Consider the following 20,070-nt stretch of genomic DNA (forward strand, 5'->3'; position numbering starts at 1 on the left):
CTCTGAGTGGGCCATTGGCGCAAAACTATATTAGCGATGAATATCGGTATCTTCCTGGGTCCACTGGGTTTCTAGGTGGCTGACATAACGGAAGTCCTTGGTATAGAGCTGCATGCGCTGGCGAATAATCTCGTACCAGTCGGCGCCCTCGCTGACCGCGTAGCGATTATAGTCGGCCATAGGCACCGTTTCGTAGAACTCGGCATTCTCGGCGCCCGTAATATAGATTGGCATGAACTTCGGATCAGTGACGGTTACTTGGCCGTCTTCGCCGCGTTTGAACGTCACCTCGGTGATGCCCCCTTGCTTATTAGCCGGGTAAATTTGGCCTGACATGAAGCTAGCCTGGGAGTAGATGGCAAAGGTCTGCTTGCCGTTAAACCACTGCATAGGTTGCAAGACATGCGGGTGGCCGCCCAAAATCAATTTGACGCCAGCATCGCTCAGGGCTTGGAAGACTTGCTCCTGAGTTGGGTCTGGAGTAGTGTCATATTCCTGACCTAGCTGCAAAGTCACCACCACAGCATCGACCTTGTCTTTGAGGGCCTTGACATCTTCTACCATCTGAGGCAGGTCTACTAGGTTAATCAAATAGGGCTGGTCTTCTGGCACGGGGACGCCGTTGGTACCGTAGGAATAGGTCAAAATCCCTATCTTAATACCATTCTTCTCGATAATGCGCGGGGTATCGTGATCTTCCTGGCTCTCAAAGCTTCCCACATAAGGCATCTGCGCCTCTTTGAGGTTAGCAATAGAGGCTAAGGCCCCACGCGCCGAATAGTCCAAGGTATGGTTGGTCCCGTTGGTCACCATGTCCACACCGATAGCCTGAAGGGCCTTGAGAATTTGCTTAGGCGCATTGAAGGAAGGGTAGCCAGTCACCGGATACTGAGGGTTGGCCACAATGACTTCCATATTAGCCAAAGTCACGTCGGCATAGGACATGTAAGGGGCAATCTGCGCCAACATTGGATAGAAATCATAGGCGCCCCCTGGGTTCTCCCAGCTGATGCCATCCTTGTGGAGCCGGTCAACCGCTGATTTGTAGAAAGGATTCTTGACGCTGGCCATCTCGCTGACAAATTCATGCAACAAGACATCGCCAACTGAGCGCAACTTGAGTTCTCCCTCTTTGCCTTCAAAAGGCGTCTCCTGGTCCTTAGCCTTGAGACCTACCAGAGGTTCTGCCAAGACCAGGGGCTTGGGCTCACTGCTAGAGCTCTCACTCACCACCGACTCAGACTCATGCGTCTGCAAATGATCGTGAGGCTGGCTTGCTAGGAGGCCAATCATGGCGAATCCAGCCACTAGAAAGAGAACAAAGGCAAGCGCAATAAGATGCGGACGATACTTACTGAAAAACTCTGATTTCATAAACAAGACCCCTTTGTAGGAAGATAAGTACTATAATTACAGAAATAAGACATTTATATTACATATTTTACATCCGCCCGGTCAACCCCGTCAAGCCATTCCCCTAAAAATATTAGAAAATTTACTTGAATTTTCGTCCTTCGCCCGCAAAAGCAAAATAACGGCAGAAGCCTTAGCTTCTACCGTTATCATCTATTCTTAAGCCTTACCGAAGTAAGCCTGAATACCTTGAACCAGACCCTTAATGAGCTTTTCCTGATAGGCAGCTTGATTGAGCTTCTGGAACTCCTCAGCATTATCCATAAAGCCTAGCTCCACCAAGGCCGCTAAACCAGGTTTCTTCATTTGGTGATTCCTCCTAAAAAAATACACTCCTTATGGCTTGTAAATCCTCGTCTATCATACAAGTAAGCCATTTAAAAAGCAATAAATTTCTGCTGGATTGGCACCAAGAAACCAAACTTTCATCTTCTAGTTAAGCCAGTGTTACTGAATGTCATCACATGGTGATAGACGTCATAGCTCTGGCCTATTCAAAAGAATCCCTCGTGACTATGGCTAATCACGAGGGATTTTTAAAATTTGTTTATATTAGAGCACGTAATTTGGCTGATTTCTACCCTATCTATTAGTGTAGACACTAATAGATAGGAGCACTTAATTAAGCCTTGCGTCTTTTTAAGAAGCCTAGGGCCAGCTGACCTAGATAGCTGACGAACTGCTCACGACTAAACCAGAGAATAGCCAAGTAGATCAGGCCGAAGACAGAGGCCGATAGCGCCAAGGTCCAGAATGGCGAGATCCAGTGTCTGAATAAGAAGGTGCTCAGCGTCGCCAGGACTGTCGCCAAGCCAATCTTGCCTAGGTCGGCCAGAACGACCATTTCTCTGAGTTGGTCGCGCAAGTACCAGGCCTGATAAAGGGTGACAAGTAATTCTGCCAAGAGCGTGGAGAAGGCCGCCCCGGCTACCCCCCAGCTTGGAATCAAGACCAGGTTAAGGGCGAAGTTTAAGACTGCACCCCAACAGACAGAGGACAAGACCACCCGCTCCTTGCCTAGCGGTAGAAGAATTTGAATCCCCAATAAGTTCGACAGACCTATCAAGACAATAGTCGGCATGACTAGCTGCATAGGGAAGACCGAAGGCAAGAACTGTTCCTTAGATAGGAAGAGAATGGCCGGTTCCGCCATGACGATAAAATAGGTCGAGAGCGGAATACTAGCGAAGCAGACGAAGGCGAAGGCCTTGCGAGTCACCCGCTTAAAGGCCTCATGTTGCTCGGTCTGAATATAGTGTGACAGACGCGGCAGGAGCACCCCACCCAGGGCTGTCACCAGACTAATCAAGATGTTCTTAATCTTGATAGCCGCATCATAATAGCCTACGGCTTCCTTACCAATCATCATACCCAGCATGACTGAGTCCAGACTGGTATAGATAGTGGTGGCGACAGCCATAAGGAAGAACTGCAGGGCCGGGAAGAAGTGACGCCAGATTTCCAAGTTAGGCTCTAGTCTGAAGCTGATATAGTGGCGGGCGTGAATGAAGTTGAGGACATTGGCCCCCACTGTCGCAAAGACCAGAATCCCCCCATAAATCAAATAGTCCGAAGTCGAATGAACCAGGAGAAACATGAGCACCAGGGACAAGCATTTGAAGGCAATGGAACGAACCGTAATATAACGATACTGCTCCAAACCCCGATAGAGCCACTCCATACCGAAGAGGTTGAAGACAATCCCTACCCCGTTAATCAGGAAGAGGGTCTTATCTTCCGCAAACCTTGGCACCAAGGCAATACTGACCAGATAGAGGGCCAATGCCCCTAGAGTGGTAATAGCATTGAAGAAGAAAATCTCCTGAACCGTCTTGTTGAGCTCCCGCTGCTGGTTACGCACCCGCGCGACCGCCCGAATCCCATAGGTCGGAATCCCCACCATGCCTAACATGGTGGCATAGCTAGCCACCGAAGTGGCGAAGGCAATCCGCCCCGTCCCTAGCGGCAGCAAGGTCCGCGAGATATAGGGAAAGGTAATAATAGGAAAGATAAAGGACGACACCGTTAAGATGAAGTTCATGATAAAGTTGATTTTAATGGATGCTTGTTTGTGTTGGGTCATGAGCGAGCTCCTTATCAGTAAATCATCTAACGAACCCAGCTTGCACGGTTTGGCCACAGTCTAACGAAGAGCCGGGTTAAGTAATAAGCGGCTAGCCCTGTTATAACTAAACGCAAAATCATCATGAGGACTAAGCCACCTAGGGACAGCATGCCAGCTGGTCCCAGCAAGGCTTGGCCCAGTCGTAATAAGACATAGTTCAAAGGATCAGAGAAGATATAAATCCCTAGCCCATTTAGCAAGACTGCCTTAACAAAGCTAGACTCCAAGAAGCCCTTCTTCTGAGCCAGTGACTCAGCCAAGAGATAGGTCAGCCCCATCCCCGCGACAGCTGCCAAGTCATTGACTAGGCGTTGCAAAGCTGGAATGCCAAAACGCCCTACATAGAGCGATAGCAATGAGCACACGATAAAGGCTGTCAGCCAGATGGTTAAGAAGACCGCTCGCTTAGTCCGGAAATAAGAAGTCAAAGTCTCGCGATAGGTCTCGAACATGGCTCCTAGCATATACCAAAGGAGAAACTCCATCGGTAGGCTAATTAAAGATAGCCCAACATAGGCACTCACTAGATGGATCCCCCAAAGTGGCAGGAGATACCAAACCTGCATACGCGGCACCAAGAAGTAAGCTATTAAGGCCACAACGAATAAGGTATAGAGATACCACAAGTGCGAGTTACCTAAAAGCGTTAATTGGCTGCCTTCCGCCATTAAGAAATTAGCCTGCCCAAAATAGCCACTCAAATACTTAAGAGGCACTAGATAGAGCAAGGTAAAGACTAGATAAGGAATCATGAGACGTTGCCATTTAGCCTCAGCAAAGGTACCAAAGCCTGTCCAACGCCCCTTCTTAATCTGCAGCGCGAACAAGGCGCCCGAGATAGCCATAAACAGAGGCATATGGAAGAGGTAGATGACATAGCGAAATTTATCTATAAGATAATACCACTTGAATGACGTTCCACTGGGGGCAAGCGCTAGTATATTTACACCACCAAATGCATTTCCTACCTTATAATATGAGATATGACTAACTAAAACTAGGAGAATAGCAAATACACGTAATACCGTGTATTCATTAATTCGTTTAGACTGTTGCATCGAATCTCTCCTTCTTCATAATTTAGTGATTTGGGGTAATATTATTGATAATCGTCGCATACGCTATCGCGGCAATCACATTAAAAAGCATCGTATTGTAAAAAATAGTTGTTAACATCAAGATGAAGTACAAGGTAATAGCACACTTAGTTCGATTAGTAGAGGCGCCTGGCGCAAACAGTGCCATAAAAGGTGCAAACTGAACAATACCTTGTATGATGCCACCTTGCGCTAGAACTACAAAAAAGCTATTGCTATATCCATAGTTTGGCCGAATTGCACCATTCATATAGTATTCAATACTTCCAAGACCACTAAAGCCCCATCCAGTAATGATCCGATCACGCCAAGCATTAAACCCTGCTACATAATCATCCATCCGAATAGCGGCCGAGTTACTAGCAGCCTTATCTTCAATTACTCGAGTTAAAGCATATACAAGTGCTGGAGTCGCCAATAAAGATAGAAAGCGAAAGCGGCTTTTCCGCACCAACAGCACGTGAGCTAAGAAACCTATCCCAATAACATATACCCCTGTTGTAGAGAAAATAGTTGCTGCTGTTAGTAAAATAACCGCTAACCTCCATTTGCTCAATTCCTCTAATAAGAACAACTCGATGATAAAGGCCAAAGAAATAATCAAATTCCACATTGGACCTTCTGTGAAGAAAGCACTATTACGAATAAAGGTAAAGCCCATAATGCCAATACGTTGAGTTTCATAATATAAATGGTAATAGCTATTTACTATATTACCACCACTCCAAGCATTCACAACTGTGCCACTTGGCTTTAATATCCCTAGGAGGCTCCCGAAGAACCAGAAAAAGAGAGATAGCACTGCAAAAACTACCACAATTCTATTAAAAGCTAGCAAGAAGTCCTTTAACTCTTTACGAAAAATCATCAGAGTAAGTGTCACAATAAATACCGGTAAGCCAATCAAATTCAACAAGATGAAGTCTCGGCTTAAATTTTCTGATAGATTTCTTAGCAACAAGATACCTTCTATTCCATAATAAGCACCCAGTACTAGCATAGTGTTCTGGAATAATCTCGATGGGATTCTTGTTTCATATATTAGAAATGCACACTGTCCAATTGAATAGACAAGCAGAGTCACAAACCATAAGAGACGGTTTTGATGAACAGCATACATGGTCTGGCATTGCAATATTAGTAAACAGGCCCATATATAATAACTAAGGGTCGCAATTCTTACTTTCATTCTTTCACCCAACTTCTTTTGGTTCTTCTGTACATACTAAGAATACTGCCATTATCTTAGACTTTTAGCATTCTGATAGGATGCAATCTTCTTGTTAATTAACGGTTTGATTAACCAACTTAGTACGCCCTTTGTCTGATAGTTAATGTAGGCAAGCCCACTTGTCTTATTGCCTAGATTTAACTTAAATTTGAAACCCTTTTGCTCCATATAAGCAAATAGCTCTTGGTTCAGTTGATCTCCATTATCTGACATTAAGTTAATCAATACTTGGTCATTAATTAAACGAGTTAATAGAGTATCTAGGACTTCAATGATGGCTGGCTTTTGCGTGCGCGCATAGAAATCAATCACTGATCTTACAACTCGATCATGATGATCCCTTTTCTGCTTCATTACGTTAAGATTCATACTTTGATCTTCTCGACCAATAAAGTACTGATAAACATCCGCCTTAATGTACTTATAGCTCGCAACATATTCAAGCGGAAACAAAGTATATTGCACATCCACATAGAACGTTTTCTCACTCAATCGAATATTGTGGTCCACCAAGATAGAGCGTTTGTACGTTAAGGTATGCATCCGAATCCATTCTTTAGGAATCCCGGTGTATAACTTTCCCTCTTCAAATTCATCAGAATACGACTTCAGAATCGACGTGTTGTTATAGACATGTTGTTCGGTATAATCCGTGATGACCATATCCGCCTGCTTATCTTTCAAAGCATCTAATAGTTTTTGGAATTCTTGCGGAATTACCCAATCATCACCATCAACTACTTTGAAATAATAGCCTACCGCCTCATGCATGCCTTGGTTAATGGTCGAGCCGTGCCCGCCATTTTCTTTGTTAATCAGTCGTAAATCATATTTTGCTTGTGTCATGTAGTCTTTTACTATTTCTGGAGTCTCATCATGACTACCATCATTGACTACCAATACTTCAAACAAATCAAAGTACTCTTCTGACACTTGGTTAAAGTGTTCCAAGCAATTGAGAATATAATCTTTAATGTTATACGCAGGTACAACAATTGAAATAAGTTTTTCCATTAAAATACTGAACTCCTATTCTTTTCGCCTAGTAGAAGCTTGATTTACGGACAGAGCTTATGAATTAAATGATTCCATTGATTCATAATGGTGTCCTTTTGAAACTTTTCTGTATCAAGCATAGATTGGCATGAGAAATCCCAACGTTTTGATTCTTGTTCAATTAAGAGGCTAATCTTATCACTCATGTCATCTATGTCATATGGCGCAACTAAATAGCCATTGACGTTATCAATCACTATATCAGCAGGCCCTGTTGGGCAGTTAAAGCTAACTACTGGTAAACCATATTGCTTAGCCTCTAATAAGACTAACCCAAATCCTTCAAACCTTGACGGAAGAACATAGATGCTGTGTCCAGGGTAAATATTCTCAGTCCCAAGGATCACTCCTTTTAAATTTACTTGCTGTTCCACTCCCGCCTCAGCTAATTCATTTTGTAGCGCACTCTTAATTGCTGAACTTCCTGCTCCATAAATATCCCACTGCCAATCAGGATATTTTGGTAAGACTTGTTTAGCTACTTGTGCCAGTAAATCATAGCCTTTTTCAGGCGCAAATCGACCAACAGTTATCAGTCGTTTACTAGATAAATCATAGGTGGCTTCACTAGCAAGTGAATCCATCCAGTTAGGAATACATATTACTTTGTCATCAGGCAAGTGATACTTTTGAATATATTGGCGGCGTTCTTCTTGCGTAAGTGTCACTACACAATCGGCAAACTTAGCCCCTAGCAATCGTCTAGCAGCACTTGGCTTGTAGTCATTATCCATCTGAATGCTTGTGTGTTCAGAAACCACTAACTTAGCTTTAGTTCCCAAAGCTCCAGCTAAAGCAATAATGTTAGTAGTAATTCCAACCGCTAAAACCAAATCGATATCATGAGCTTTAATATATTTCCTAAGCTTTCTTACTGCTGTCAAAAAAAAGCGGTAGATTTTTGGCCGTGGCTTCTGATAAATAAAATTGGTATAGATTACCTTATCAGACACTTCAAAAAAAGGTGCTTCGATTTCAGAAGTAATTCCTATTAAATGAACCTCATACTCATCTTTCTCAGCCAGTTCATTAGCCAAAGAGATAGCCACTTTCTCTCCGCCGCCCGATGCATCAATCACCCATTTTAGGATACAAATCTTCTTTTTCATTTTATTCTCCTAAAGTGATAATTTGATATTGATGTGGGACTTGTTTATCTGCAGGTGGTAATTCCATATAGTTGCCCCCATAAATAGCAACTAAATATTCATGATATTTAGCAGGTACACGAATCGAGATATCTTCAAATGGCAACTCGGCCGCCTGACCAAAATAGTCACTAGGTACTAATTCTCGTAATTTGTATGCACCAGTATAGTTGCCACCCGCTCCAGCACTTAAATCGTATTTCTTGATAGCCTTAATGTATTTTGCTTGTGCCTTATCGAAAGAAATCCAACGCTCTACATGTAGTTTGTTTGCCAGACCAATAATCGCTCGCTCAATAAAAGGTCGATTTGCCTTCTTCTGGTTAACTAGATGACTAAATTGAGATAACTGCACCTTCATGCGACGATATAGGTAGCGCTTTTCCTGAACGAAGCGTGCCCACCCTCCTATTGGCGCCCCATCGAGGGGAAAAATATCAATCCATAAACTTTCTTCTTGGGCCACTTGACTATAGGTCATGAGGATTTTAGTTGAGCTATCACGGATAACCGAAAAAGCCTTATTATAACCCGGGCTATCTTCAGATAGAAAGACATAAGGAGCCTTCAAGCACTTAGCAGCAATTAACTTAAAGCGTTCATAGTCTGCCCTTGGCATGCCAATATCAATGTCATCATCCCAAGGAATAAAACCTTGATGTCTCACAGCACCTAGAAGTGTCCCTCCCAAAGCATAATAGGCTAGGCCTTCTTGCTCACAAATCTCGATAAACTGCTTCAGTATTTCTAAGACCTTCTGTTGAACGACTGCTACATCACTCATAATCTCTCACTCGCTTCTCTCATAATAGCTTACTTTAGAAACTCTTGTCGTACTTCTTACCTAGAAACTTAGCGGCTAAAAATCCTTTGATCTTAGCGACAAAATCAACCTTGTCCATATAGACAAAAGGTACTTCTTGCACACGTAAGTTCTGCTTTAACACCCATACATTCAATAACAATTCACTAACTCGACCAAAAAGTCTTGCTTCGAAAGGCGTCAATCGACTAGTATCTACTTGTTCACGCAAATGATCCAACACCCCGAAGAGCCACTCGCAATAGGCATCTGACTTAGACTTGTCCATAATATACATATTAAACATATAGCCACTTCGTTGCTTCATTACCTGATCAAAAGACTCTAGATATTCAGGATAATGGCTTGCAATAATCTCTCGAGTTATATCTAGATGTGTTCCATCTAGCGTATTAGCATAATGCGAATATAGCGTCTCTATATAGTACTTGCGCTTTTTGGGCAACAAGATATCTTTGTCCTTAAGAAGGCCCAGTACCTGATCTTGAGTCAGTATTACCTCATCAACACTTATGCCTTCTCGATAGGCTTGAGCTTTGGGAGCAAAATATCGGCGATAGTGAACTAAACCAAGATAATCTACATCCATATTTTTCCAGGCCCAATAAAGTCCTGTCAACTCAGAATAATAGGGGTTTAAATCAGAAATATTATCGCCCTCGTCATCGCGTAGATAGCCAAAATCCTCTTGGCCTCCTGCCCCTACTCGGATTGGCCGATACATAGATTCGGTTGGTGTCTCACAAGCCTTATGAGTGGCCACGAGTACGGCTACTGATGGCTGTAACTCACTTCCCATTTTGCTTCCTCATTTCTTATTTTCTACGTTAGTTCAAAAAACGAGAGTTGAATAAATCAACCCTCTGCATGCTTATTCATTTAGATAACTTCTTACTCTGCCTTCTGACCATAATTCCCATAGTTCCCGTAAGAACCATAGGCACCGTAGGCACCATAGTGGCTTGCCTTGACGTCCACCTTGTTGAGGACGACGCCCAAGAATTTAGCTCCGGTTTGTTCCAGGCGTTCTTTGATTTTCTTAACGGCACGACGCTTGATGGCGCCGGCTTCGATAACTAAGATGCTAGCGTCACATTGGTGGGCAATAATCGACGCATCGGTTACCAAGCCCAATGGCGGCGTATCAACAATCACATAGTCATAGTGATGACGGCAGACATCGATTAACTCTTGGAAGGCTTCACCCTGCAAGAGGGCCGTTGGGTTAGGTGGCACTGGGCCAGATAGAATCATGTGTAGGTTAGGTTCTGTGGTCCCGAAGACAATCTCCTTAACGGTAGCTTCCCCAGCCAAGTAGTGGGTCAAGCCAACTACCTTGGAGCGGATCTTCATGCGGCCGACGAAGACAGAATTACGGGTATCCGCATCAATCAAGAGGGTGCGTTTGCCTAGGGCAGCCAGGGAAGCTGCAATGTTCATGGCAACCGTGGACTTACCTTCATTGTCCTTGGTAGAAGTCACCGCAATGACCTTGAAGTCCTTACCAGAGAAGAGGATGTTAGTCCGAATGGCGTTGTAATATTCTTCAGTCTCTGGGGAAATGAGTTTTTTGTTTAATTTTGGTTCAACTTGTTCCATAGGATACACGCCTTTCTACTTGTGGTTGGCTTGAGGAACAATCCCCAAGAGCACGAGGCCTAAGCCGTCTTCCACGTCTTCCGCATAACGCACGCGGTCGTCTAAGAGTTCTCGCACAAGAATATAACCTGCTGATAAGAGGAAGCCTAAGGCTGCCGCCAAGAGGGTGTTACGGCGAGTTTTTGGTGAAGATTTGATATTGGTTGGTTTGGCTTCTTCCAAGGTAGTCACATCGTTCACCTTGGTGACGCGTTTAATTTGTTCAGAAGCTACTTCGCGGACACGGTTAGCCAGGTTGCTGGCCTTTTGTGGGTCACGGTCAGAGACAGAGATGGACAGGATCCGCGTATCGCGAGGAGAATCTACCTTAACCACACGTTTGAGTTGGTTAGGGGTCATACTGAGGTTCTCAGAGTTGATGACTTCCGACATAACGGTGTCAGACAGGATGATTTCCTTATAGTCCTTAACCAGGAAGTTCCCTAATTGCAAGTCCTGGGTGGTGACGGCCTTGTCTTCGGTCTGGTTGACCACATAGACGCGCGTAGTCGATTCGAAGGTTGGTCGAATGACTACTAGGTTAACGAGTAAGGTTGCAACTGCTAGCACAACCGTAACAAAGACAATAATAAACTTAGCCGCCCAGAGCTTGCGCAAGAGGGCCATTGGATCAATTTCAACAAATTCTTGGTTCTTAGTTTCCATGGGGGTGTGAACTTCCTTTTCCTATTATTTTTTCAGGGTTGGTGACAAAGAGTCGATGAGCATAGTCCAGGCCATACTTCTTGGCAACGACCGCATAAGCCTCCGCCATATGATAGGGCCGGCGGTCTATGCTATGGGCATCGCTGGCGATAATATCAATCAGACCAGCATCCAAGAGCTGACGCGCCCGCTTCTTAAGCACCTTGTGGCGGTCGAAGAGGCCAATTGGCAAGAGGCTGGCTGCATTAACTTGGATGTAGCAACCTAATTTCTTCATTTCCCGCACGCGTTCAGGGTGCTTATGGAAGGCATCATAGCGCTCGATATGGGCGATGACTACATCGTAGGCTAGTAGCTGGATGGCCCGAATGGCCCGCACGATTTCCCGATAAGCCAGACCGTAGTCGAACTCCACCAAGACATAGTCACTGCCGGCTAAAGTCAAGATTTGCCCCTGCTCCAACCGGTCCAGCATACTATTAGAATAGAAGACTTCTGTCCCTAGATGCAGGGTCAGATCTGGTCCAATCTCTTGGGCTAAGGCCTGGATGGCCTCAAAATGCCTTTCGATTGTCGCCCGACTGGCTTCGAAACGCCCCTTGCGTTGATGGGGCGTCGCAATAATGGTCTTAATTCCCTGCTCATAGGCCTGACTTAGGAGTGCGCGCGTGTCATCCAGGGTTTGGGCCCCGTCATCCACGCCGTAGAGGACATGACAATGTATATCAATCATCTTATTTCCACCCTACCCTCTCACTCACTGCCACAGGCACACTGCTAGTGCGCAATATATCGAACCTATTGTAACATAGCCGCCATCAAAAGTATATAGAACTGTAAAAGTAAATCGTTTTTTTGAACAGATTTTTTTAGTCGCTGGAAAATGGTCTAAAAATATAGGCTCACTATGCGCCTATACCGTAGTCTATCGGTGATTCAAAAGCCATTATTCTATTGGTTTAGGCCCTAGTAGACTAAATCACCCTTCCCTACTAACATAATAGAAAAGTTAACCACAAATATAAGCAAGTTAACAGTTAAATATGAAGCATTTAATCTTTAAGTACATGTCCAAGAAAAGCCCATAACCCAGCCAAAAGATAGAGGCAGAGAAAACCTCTGCCTCTCATAGTTTGTTCTATTGTGCCTCGCGTTCTTTCTTCAAGCCTAGGCCGACCATGAGGCTTCCTAGACCGGCCATGACCGCTGCCCAGAGACTGAGTGGGGCTTGGCTCTCACCGGTTGCAGGCAGTTGGCCTGCTGGCGCTTGGGCGACATCGCCACCAAAGCCACCAAAACCAGCGCGCGCCACAGACAGAGGATCAATTCGGTCTGGCGCTTGGTTTCCTTGATCAGGCTCAGGCTGAGGCGCTTGATCTGGCTTGGCCTTAATCCGCAAGATCGTCGCCGTTAAGGGTTGCAAGGTGACCGATTCCGCATCATAGGCTACCCCTACTAGATCCGTCAAGGCTTGGGTCCCGGCGCGAGCCCCGTCCACCAAGGCTTCTGCCTTATCCAAACCAGGGAAACGGTCAGCATTGAAACGTAGCTTGCGAACCTTATTATCCGCGTTGACTACCACCACATAGCGGTCGCCATTAGAGTCTACCGCCTGATAGGCAATGACATTGTCGCTATCCGCAATGTCTGGCGACGTCATCATGGTCACTTGATCGGCGATTTCCTTAGCCGTTCCTTTGCGGAAAGCATCGGTAGACTTACGTAAGGCAATCAGGCCACGAGTGTAGGCCAGCGTCGCTTGGTTGTGAGGATATTGGCCATCCCCCGCTACCTTACTCCAGTCAAAGCGGTTAATGCTATCGGAAGAATCATAGGAGTCGTGAACGAAGTATGGATAGTCGAATGGCTTGCCCTGTTCATCGACTAAGAGATGGGTCTTATAAGGCGCCTTGTCGTCATCCACCTTATGCTTGTAGGCTGGGTCCAACAATTGCTTGGTCCGCCCCATTTCCTGACCAGAATGGATAAATGGTGTCCCTTGGGAAGTCAGAATCATGAGGTTACCCAAACGAATGCGTTGATGAATTTCAGCCGCATGAGTCTTAGGATCTTTCTTAATGGATTGGGCGATAATATCGTGCAGGGTCAAGTTGTCGTGGGCTGCAATGTATTGAATCACATCACCCGGTGAATCTGCAATAAAGTTACTTGGGTTGGCAATAATATTATTGAAGATTTGGTAGACATTGCGTGGTCCGCCTGTCAGGAAGCGCGGTTGCCCTTCAGATGGGTAGCCGGACTTGAGCTCGTTACGAATCTCATCGGAGAAGACCGCCACACCGTCGGTTGAGCGCATCCAGTCTTGGTCGGCCGCTTGAACAGGCTCCCCTTCGTCCCCGACAAAGGTCCGCCAACCTTCCCCAAGCATGAAGACCTTAGGATTGAGGGCGCTGGCTGCCCGGTAAGCTTGGGCAATGGCTTCAGCATCATGGTCCCCCATCATGTCGAAGCGGAAGCCGTCCACCTTGAAGGTATCGGTCCAGTATTTAATGGAATCCACTAGGACCCGACGCGCCATCTTATGAGTAGTCCCTAGACGACCGCCACCAAAGTTCTCACGCGGGCTACCATCAGCATTCATGAAGTGGTAGTAACCTGGCTCAATGTCTTCAAAGATATGGGTCTTAGCCGTGTGGTTGTAGACCACGTCCATGATAACCCCCATGCCTTGGTCATGAATGGCCTTGATTAATTGCTTGAATTCTTCAATGCGGGCTTGCGGCTTGCTTGGGTCGCTAGCATACATACCGCTGAGACTGAAGTAGGACTGTGGGTCATAGCCCCAGTTGTAGTTATTGTTTTGGGTGCTTGGTTGGAGCTCACGCTGAGCACGAGCACTCTCGTTAGCAAAGTAGTAACTCATGACTGGCAAGAGCTGGATATGGGTCACACCCAATTGCTTGAGGTAGCCGAGACGTTCCGCAAAGGCAGAGAAAGTCCCAAATGGTGACTTGAGCTGACCTTCTAACTTAGGATCAGAAGTGAAGTCGCGGACATGGGCTTCATAGATGACCGCATCTTCACGTTTCTTGAAGCCTGGAATATTAGCATAAGATAATTTTGGCCCAATCTTATTTGGATCCACGATGGCAGCCTTGGCTACTTTTTCCTTGGCAGTGGCTTGGTCCCATTTGGCTAAGGACTTAGCATAAGGGTCTAAGACCAGAACCGACTGACCGCCACGGTCCACTTGGTAGTGGTAGAAGTAACCATCCAAATTCTTGGCTGGCGTGTTTCGGCCATCTAAGGTCACCGTCCAAAGTCCAGTGCTAGCATCCTTAGTCAAAGGCACGCGCGCCACCACTTGGTCCGGATTATCCTTGTCATAGAGGACTGCCGTCACGGCGTCCGCGCTTGGCGCCCAGAGACGCATCAAAGCGGAGCCGTCTGCTTGTAGGGTGGAGCCTAACTCGCCCTGATAATTATAGAGAGAGTCCGTTAGCTTCCAACCAGTCTGGCTATTGACGGTCTCGTCATGATAGGTCAGCTTAAGCGGCGTCCGGCTGACATCCTCTTGGGTCGTCAGAACCAGGCGCTTGTTAGCTGCGTCGACTTCAATCTTAGTGACTTTGACTGTTTGACCAGTGTTAGTCGTAACGGCTAGGTCTTGCTGAACTTTGGCTAGGTCCAATTGATCCACTGCCGTAAAATTGGCTAAGACTTGGTGCGGCGCCGTCACTTCGGCGCGGGTAATACGTTCAGATAGGGTCTTAAATGGCGTCGTGTAGACCGTGTCTTCCTCATCATGCAGGTAGACTTGCTCATGGTTGGCGCGGTCGCTGAAGCTCATGTCTTTGGTTTGTTTTGAAGTTGCTTTGTTCACGAGTAAGAAATGAATGTCCTTTCCAAGTTCTGTAATAGGTAAATCTAAGTAGCGACCAAAAGGCCCGCTCTGATTGAATTCTAGGGCGCCCTTAGGCCAGTCGCTAGATGGGTGCTCCACATCCTTACCCCAGACCCAGAGACCCCAGTTGTCATACTGACCGTCAGCCCGGTGATAGTGGACGCGCAGGCGGTTCTTATTGGCTGGAATTGGCTCCTCCACACTGGCCTGGTAGTTTTCGTCCAACCAGGCTTGTTTCATTTGCGGATTGGTGATGGCCAGGCTGAGGTCCTCGGTAAACTTCTTGCTGCCATCGTTGACGTTGTTGAGCAAGTAGTTGATGGCGGTCGCCTGCGGTGTCACCGGCACATCCAGGTAGTAGCCATAGGCCGTCTTCTTGTCTTCCGAGAAGCGCATGGCCCCAGTCGGCCAGTTGTCAGACGGCGCTTGAACCCCACTGCCCCAGACCCAGGCGCCAATCTCGCTAATATTATCGCTCGGCAGCTTAGCAAAGTGCATACGGAAATGCCCCGCCGGAATCTCCGGCGCTTGGTCGGCTGGCGCCACCTGCGCTGTCACTGCCGGGGTAGCCGTAGGACTGGCGCCTGCCTCGGGGTTGGCTGGTTTGGCGGTATCTGCTGGGCTGGTGCTGTCAGTTGGCTTGGTGCTGTTGGCCGGGTTAGTGCCGTCAGTTGGCTTGGTGCTGTCCGCTGGGTTAGTGCCGTCAGTTGGCTTGTCGCCATCAGCTGGGCTGGCAGCGTTCGCTGGGTTAGTGCCATCACTTGCTTGGGCGCCGTCCGCCGCTTGACTGGCATCAGCAGGTTTTTTGCCGTCAGCTTGGCCGGCCGAAGTGTCTTGGTCAGCTGGCTTGCCGCTATCAGCCTGCCCAGCGTCTGCTTGGCCCGCTGGCGCTGGTGTCGCCTGGTTGCCGGCCCCGGCGCTTGGAGCAAGCGCTAACTGGCTGCTAGATGCCTCTTCGTTAGCCTGACTAGCCGCTAAGACTTGGGCACTGCCCGGCAGGAAGTAAAGAGTAGTTGCTACTAGGACAGAAGCCACTCCCACACTGAGTTTCTTAATGCCATAACGCTCCTGGCGTCGGGCTTGAGTTGGTTGCATATCTTTCATAGTTCAGATACCCCTTCTATATTATAATGCGCTTTCATGATTTTATTATAGCATGCTCTACCCTTCTTGGCTCCTAGCCTAGACCATTTTGTTAACGCTAACAAACTTTCTTTCAGCCAAAGAGGACTCCGCCAGTCCATCGTTCCCCCTATCAATGGACTGGCCACACAAGAATCACCGCGAAACACCCTTTTTGACTGCAAAAGCCCTCAGCTAGTCCACTGTTCCTCCTATCAATGGACTGGCTCCCCTTTTTGTCAGATTTCTAACCTAGCTAGTAGTCCATTAGCTCATGCCTTTCGCCTCTTTTCTGCCCCTTTTTCCCGGTTTCCCGCCCAGCCAGTGGTCCACTCTCCAGAGTAGACCACTAGCTCGCGACTTTCGCCTCGTTTCGGGCACTTTTTAGATTAAGTCCCTATAATTGTGTAAAAAGAAAAAGCCAGGTAATCTCTGGTACAATGTAGTTGTCGGAAAACATTGAAAGAGGAGATTACCATGACTTACCTTAATATTAACCTAAAACTTGAAGAATTAACAGAGGCAGTTTTAAACAGTGACATGAACACGCTCATGAAGTCGCTGGCCATTACCGTCTTTAATGCCTACATGGAAGAAGAACGCCACCAGTTCATCCAAGCCGCACCCCATGAACGCTCCGACCAGCGCCAAGATTATCGCAACGGCTACTATGAACGCCAATGGACGCTATCCATCGGCACCCTTAAATTACAAGTCCCACGCACGCGTTCTGGCGAGTTCAAAACCGAACTCTTTGAACGTTACCAGCGCAACGAACAGGCCTTCCTGCTTTCCATGATGGAAATGGTGGTCAATGGGGTCTCAACACGCAAAGTCACTAAAATCGTGCAAGAACTGTGTGGCGAGACGGTTTCCAAGTCCTTTGTGTCAGACGTTATGAAGCGGCTAGATCCTGAGATTGAAGCTTTCAAAAATCGGACCCTGACCCACAGCCACTTTCGCTATCTCTACCTCGATGCCCTTTACATTAAGGTGCGTGAAGAGGGTCGTGTGGTATCCAAGGCGGTCTACCTAGCTCAAGGCGTCAACGAGGCCAACAAGCGCGAAATCATCGGCTTTTGGGTGTCAGAAGAAGAAAGCAAAGAGGCTTGGCTGACCTTCCTTCAGTCCCTGCGAGCCCGTGGTTTGAGCCAGCCCACCCTGATTATTTCAGACGCTCACTCCGGGCTTAGAGCCGCTATCCAGCACTGTTTTGTTGGGGTGCCTTGGCAACGTTGCGTCTTTCATTTCTTATCCAACATTGTCGAGACTATTCCCAGAAAAGGGAGTCTAGAGGCGCGCGCTAAGTTGAAGGCCATTTTCCAGGCGCCCACCGCCGAACATGCAAGGCGGCTCAAGGAAGCTTTTGAGGCCTCTGTCGCGGACAATCCTCGCTATCAGAAGGCCTTAAAGGTTTTAGATGAGGGCTTTGAAGATGCCGTTCAGTTTATGATGGAGCCTGAGATTTACCATCCCAACTTGCGGACTACTAACTCTGTCGAACGTTTGAACCGTGAAATCAGACGGCGGGATAAGGTCATTGGCGTCTACCCTAATGTCGCTTCTGCTGAGCGACTGATTGGCGCCATCCTCATTGATTTAAACGATGCTTGGCAGGCTAACGCACGCCCCTTCCTGGTCAACTTCACCAAACGCAAATAAGCTATAGGACAGCCTACATATTTTTACACAGGATTTTGGACTTGACTCTTTTCCTAGGTTTCTGACCGAGCTAGTGGTCCACTCGACGGAGTGGGCCACTGGCTCCTAGCTTTTGCCCTGTTTTGGGCCTCTTTCCCAGCTTTCCGGCCGAGCTAGTGGTCCACTCGGCGGAGTGGACCACTAGCTCCTGGCGCTTGCCCTGTTTTGGGCTCTTTTCCCTAGTTTCCTGAGCTAGCTCCTAGCAGTCTCCTCGGTTTTTGCGTCTTTTTCCCAGATTCCTAGGCCAGCTCCCGACGCTCACCTAGTCTGGGCGGCGGTAACCTAGTTTCTCCCCTCTTCCCACTAAAGGTTTTACTTCACAATTCACTTGAAGTATACTAGGTAAAAGTCCATTTCCTCTCCCACATCAGTTAGGAGGCTAGATCATGAAGTATCTCCACCCCACCTTGCTCTGTGTTTTATTAGCGGCGGTAACCTGGGCCATTCTGGCTCACAGCGACTGCCTGCTCTGGCTCGTGGCAGCCACCCTACTTGAGGGAATTGCCTGTCTCTATTACTATGAACGGCGCAAATCCTAGCCTGCATCATTTTTTTCTTTAAATTTGCCTATAAGGTATGCTATAATAACGAAGGTATCGAGGCTTTGGCTTCAAATTCAACTGACAAAAGGAGCAGTAAGATGATTAGTGTAAGTGATTTAAAAGCAGGGATGACTTTCATCCTAGACGGTAAATTGTGGCGTGTATTGGAAATTTCCCACCACAAACCAGGGAAAGGTAACACCATCATGCGGATGAAAATCCGCGACGTCCGTAACAACTCTACTGTGGACACCACCATGCGTCCAGATGAGAAGGTAGAACGTGCGCATATCGACACCAAGGACGTACAATACCTCTACAGCCAAGACAGCACTGCTTTCTTCATGGACTTAGAAACTTATGACCAATACGAAATCGCAGAAGACGCCATCGAACGCGAATTGAAGTTCTTATTGGAAAATGCGGAAGCTAAGATCCAATTCTACGGCAGCGAAGTAATCGGGGTTCAACTCCCATCAACCGTTGTTCTCCAAGTAACCGAAACCCAACCTTCTATCAAAGGTGCAACCGTTTCTGGTTCTGGGAAACCTGCAACTATGGAAACTGGCTTAGTAGTCAACGTGCCAGACTTCATCGAAGCCGGCGAATACTTAGTTGTCAACACCGCTGAAGGTACTTACAGCGGCCGCGCTAATAAGTAAGCATAAAGAAGCCACTACCCTGAGGTAGTGGCGTTTTTTTGTTGTGGCATCATAAAAAGAAACCCTCCTCCTCACCACATAAGGCCAGGAAGCTAGTCCTCTTTCCCCACTCCCCCAGTGACTGCCTGGCCTCATGGCCAAAAGCGGGCCTGGTGCTGGCCAGGATGGCTGGCGCATGAGCGGGGCTTGGAGCCCTAGCGACTTAGCCCCGCCATAGCCAGGCAAGGCGGAAGACAGCCGCAGGCTGGCTGGAGCCGGTCCCTGCACTTAGCCCCGCCTTTTGTCTTAATGAGGCCTGGCAGTCGCGCCTCGGCAGGCAGACACACAAAAACCAGCCACCTCACCCCCTCAGGGCCAGGCAGCTGGTCTTTTTTCATTGTATCCAATCTATTGCCGTCAGGCGGGCAGAAACCAAGTAACTCCCCCTACTTCTCCTTCTCCTTATCCTCCAGGATCTCAAACCCATAACCACGGATATTGGCCCGTAGGAGGTCCAGGTATTGGCGGGTAATAGGGCTTGGCTCTACCTGTTGGGGCATGAGGTAGCCCAGGGTCATCATGTCGTCCACTTCCAGGGGAATGGCGATGATCTTGTCGTCGTTGAGCTCGCTGGAGATAATCCCTGAGGAAATGGTATAGCCGTTGAGGCCCACCATGAGGTTGAAGATGGTGGCCCGGTCGCTGACCTTGATGTGCATCTTGCGGTTGAGGGTACTCAAAATTTCTTCCGCAAAATAGAAGGAGTTCTCCTGGCCTTGCTCATAAGATAAGTAAGGGTAGTCCTCTAGGTCCCTTAACTTAACCGATGACTTCTGGGCCAAAGGATTGTCCCGGCAGACAAAGACGTGGGGCTTAGCCTTGAACAAAGGCGTAAACTTGAGCTTCTTCTCCTTGAAGAGCTTGGTCAGGACCTGGCGGTTGAACTTATTAAGGTAGAGAATACCCAGGGAACTCTTGAAGGACATGACGTCTTCCAGGATG

The 20,070-nt window shown here is 47.3% G+C and carries 17 protein-coding genes; 3 read left to right on the plus strand and 14 right to left on the minus strand.

The annotated features are described in order from the left end of the window. Positions 1-30: 30 nt before the first annotated feature. The 13 genes from GCWU000182_RS08205 to GCWU000182_RS08260 all read right to left on the minus strand — a co-directional run bounded on the left by GCWU000182_RS08205 (position 31) and on the right by GCWU000182_RS08260 (position 16,166). Positions 31-1,374 (minus strand): CapA family protein, encoded by a 1,344-nt coding sequence (locus tag GCWU000182_RS08205; RefSeq protein WP_023392356.1) that lies wholly within the window; start codon positions 1,372-1,374, stop codon positions 31-33. A 198-nt stretch (positions 1,375-1,572) separates the two neighbouring features. Then, positions 1,573-1,719: an N-acetylmuramoyl-L-alanine amidase gene (locus GCWU000182_RS10100; RefSeq protein ID WP_023392357.1), complete on the minus strand. Its 147-nt coding sequence runs from the start codon at positions 1,717-1,719 to the stop codon at positions 1,573-1,575. A 316-nt stretch (positions 1,720-2,035) separates the two neighbouring features. Next, positions 2,036-3,496, minus strand: coding sequence for a flippase (locus GCWU000182_RS08210; RefSeq protein ID WP_023392358.1), 1,461 nt, complete (start codon positions 3,494-3,496; stop codon positions 2,036-2,038). A 26-nt stretch (positions 3,497-3,522) separates the two neighbouring features. After that, positions 3,523-4,596: an acyltransferase family protein gene (locus GCWU000182_RS08215; RefSeq protein WP_023392359.1), complete on the minus strand. Its 1,074-nt coding sequence runs from the start codon at positions 4,594-4,596 to the stop codon at positions 3,523-3,525. A 22-nt stretch (positions 4,597-4,618) separates the two neighbouring features. Continuing rightward, positions 4,619-5,824, minus strand: a complete 1,206-nt coding sequence (locus GCWU000182_RS08220) for a hypothetical protein (protein WP_023392360.1) — start codon at positions 5,822-5,824, stop codon at positions 4,619-4,621. A gap of 51 nt (positions 5,825-5,875) precedes the next feature. Next, on the minus strand, positions 5,876-6,880 hold the full coding sequence (locus tag GCWU000182_RS08225; protein ID WP_023392361.1) for a glycosyltransferase family 2 protein: 1,005 nt from the start codon (positions 6,878-6,880) through the stop codon (positions 5,876-5,878). Between the two features lie 44 nt (positions 6,881-6,924). After that, positions 6,925-8,031 (minus strand): glycosyltransferase family 4 protein, encoded by a 1,107-nt coding sequence (locus GCWU000182_RS08230; RefSeq protein WP_023392362.1) that lies wholly within the window; start codon positions 8,029-8,031, stop codon positions 6,925-6,927. A 1-nt stretch (position 8,032) separates the two neighbouring features. Then, positions 8,033-8,854, minus strand: coding sequence for a LicD family protein (locus tag GCWU000182_RS08235; RefSeq protein ID WP_023392363.1), 822 nt, complete (start codon positions 8,852-8,854; stop codon positions 8,033-8,035). A gap of 34 nt (positions 8,855-8,888) precedes the next feature. Further along, positions 8,889-9,692 carry a DUF4422 domain-containing protein gene (locus GCWU000182_RS08240; protein WP_023392364.1) on the minus strand — a complete coding sequence of 268 codons (804 nt, stop codon included), beginning with the start codon at positions 9,690-9,692 and terminating at the stop codon, positions 8,889-8,891. Positions 9,693-9,784: 92 nt separating this feature from the next. Continuing rightward, positions 9,785-10,492 carry a tyrosine-protein kinase gene (locus tag GCWU000182_RS08245; protein WP_023392365.1) on the minus strand — a complete coding sequence of 236 codons (708 nt, stop codon included), beginning with the start codon at positions 10,490-10,492 and terminating at the stop codon, positions 9,785-9,787. A gap of 15 nt (positions 10,493-10,507) precedes the next feature. Further along, entirely contained in the window at positions 10,508-11,197 is a 690-nt protein-coding gene (locus GCWU000182_RS08250; protein WP_023392366.1) for a Wzz/FepE/Etk N-terminal domain-containing protein, read from the minus strand. Next, positions 11,187-11,930, minus strand: a complete 744-nt coding sequence (locus GCWU000182_RS08255; protein ID WP_023392367.1) for a CpsB/CapC family capsule biosynthesis tyrosine phosphatase — start codon at positions 11,928-11,930, stop codon at positions 11,187-11,189. Before GCWU000182_RS08255 ends, GCWU000182_RS08250 begins: the two co-directional genes overlap by 11 nt. Positions 11,931-12,335: 405 nt before the next feature. Further along, the gene (locus GCWU000182_RS08260) at positions 12,336-16,166 is read right to left on the minus strand and encodes a pullulanase (protein WP_023392368.1); all 3,831 of its coding nucleotides are present in this window, start codon (positions 16,164-16,166) and stop codon (positions 12,336-12,338) included. Positions 16,167-16,661: 495 nt separating this feature from the next. Between GCWU000182_RS08260 and GCWU000182_RS08265 the strand changes: the two genes are divergently transcribed. The 3 genes from GCWU000182_RS08265 (at position 16,662) to efp (ending at position 19,089) form a co-directional block, all read left to right on the plus strand. After that, positions 16,662-17,846: an IS256 family transposase gene (locus GCWU000182_RS08265; RefSeq protein ID WP_023390920.1), complete on the plus strand. Its 1,185-nt coding sequence runs from the start codon at positions 16,662-16,664 to the stop codon at positions 17,844-17,846. A gap of 425 nt (positions 17,847-18,271) precedes the next feature. Next, positions 18,272-18,424 (plus strand): hypothetical protein, encoded by a 153-nt coding sequence (locus tag GCWU000182_RS10225; RefSeq protein WP_023391822.1) that lies wholly within the window; start codon positions 18,272-18,274, stop codon positions 18,422-18,424. Positions 18,425-18,525: 101 nt separating this feature from the next. Continuing rightward, positions 18,526-19,089 carry an elongation factor P gene (gene efp / locus GCWU000182_RS08270; RefSeq protein ID WP_023391821.1) on the plus strand — a complete coding sequence of 188 codons (564 nt, stop codon included), beginning with the start codon at positions 18,526-18,528 and terminating at the stop codon, positions 19,087-19,089. A 425-nt stretch (positions 19,090-19,514) separates the two neighbouring features. Here efp and GCWU000182_RS08275 read toward each other — a convergent pair. Next, positions 19,515-20,070: LysR family transcriptional regulator substrate-binding protein (locus GCWU000182_RS08275; RefSeq protein ID WP_023392369.1), on the minus strand; the 556-nt coding region annotated here is incomplete at its 5' end.

Origin of the sequence: Abiotrophia defectiva ATCC 49176 (genome assembly GCF_000160075.2) — a bacterium.
GTDB lineage: Bacteria > Bacillota > Bacilli > Lactobacillales > Aerococcaceae > Abiotrophia > Abiotrophia defectiva.

Coding starts and splice junctions, on each gene's coding strand:
- GCWU000182_RS08205 (WP_023392356.1), bottom strand. CDS start 1,374: ATGAAATCAGAGTTTTTCAGTAAGTATCGTCCGCATCTTATTGCGCTT.
- GCWU000182_RS10100 (WP_023392357.1), bottom strand. CDS start 1,719: ATGAAGAAACCTGGTTTAGCGGCCTTGGTGGAGCTAGGCTTTATGGAT.
- GCWU000182_RS08210 (WP_023392358.1), bottom strand. CDS start 3,496: ATGACCCAACACAAACAAGCATCCATTAAAATCAACTTTATCATGAAC.
- GCWU000182_RS08215 (WP_023392359.1), bottom strand. CDS start 4,596: ATGCAACAGTCTAAACGAATTAATGAATACACGGTATTACGTGTATTT.
- GCWU000182_RS08220 (WP_023392360.1), bottom strand. CDS start 5,824: ATGAAAGTAAGAATTGCGACCCTTAGTTATTATATATGGGCCTGTTTA.
- GCWU000182_RS08225 (WP_023392361.1), bottom strand. CDS start 6,880: ATGGAAAAACTTATTTCAATTGTTGTACCTGCGTATAACATTAAAGAT.
- GCWU000182_RS08230 (WP_023392362.1), bottom strand. CDS start 8,031: ATGAAAAAGAAGATTTGTATCCTAAAATGGGTGATTGATGCATCGGGC.
- GCWU000182_RS08235 (WP_023392363.1), bottom strand. CDS start 8,854: ATGAGTGATGTAGCAGTCGTTCAACAGAAGGTCTTAGAAATACTGAAG.
- GCWU000182_RS08240 (WP_023392364.1), bottom strand. CDS start 9,692: ATGGGAAGTGAGTTACAGCCATCAGTAGCCGTACTCGTGGCCACTCAT.
- GCWU000182_RS08245 (WP_023392365.1), bottom strand. CDS start 10,492: ATGGAACAAGTTGAACCAAAATTAAACAAAAAACTCATTTCCCCAGAG.
- GCWU000182_RS08250 (WP_023392366.1), bottom strand. CDS start 11,197: ATGGAAACTAAGAACCAAGAATTTGTTGAAATTGATCCAATGGCCCTC.
- GCWU000182_RS08255 (WP_023392367.1), bottom strand. CDS start 11,930: ATGATTGATATACATTGTCATGTCCTCTACGGCGTGGATGACGGGGCC.
- GCWU000182_RS08260 (WP_023392368.1), bottom strand. CDS start 16,166: ATGAAAGATATGCAACCAACTCAAGCCCGACGCCAGGAGCGTTATGGC.
- GCWU000182_RS08265 (WP_023390920.1), top strand. CDS start 16,662: ATGACTTACCTTAATATTAACCTAAAACTTGAAGAATTAACAGAGGCA.
- GCWU000182_RS10225 (WP_023391822.1), top strand. CDS start 18,272: ATGAAGTATCTCCACCCCACCTTGCTCTGTGTTTTATTAGCGGCGGTA.
- efp (WP_023391821.1), top strand. CDS start 18,526: ATGATTAGTGTAAGTGATTTAAAAGCAGGGATGACTTTCATCCTAGAC.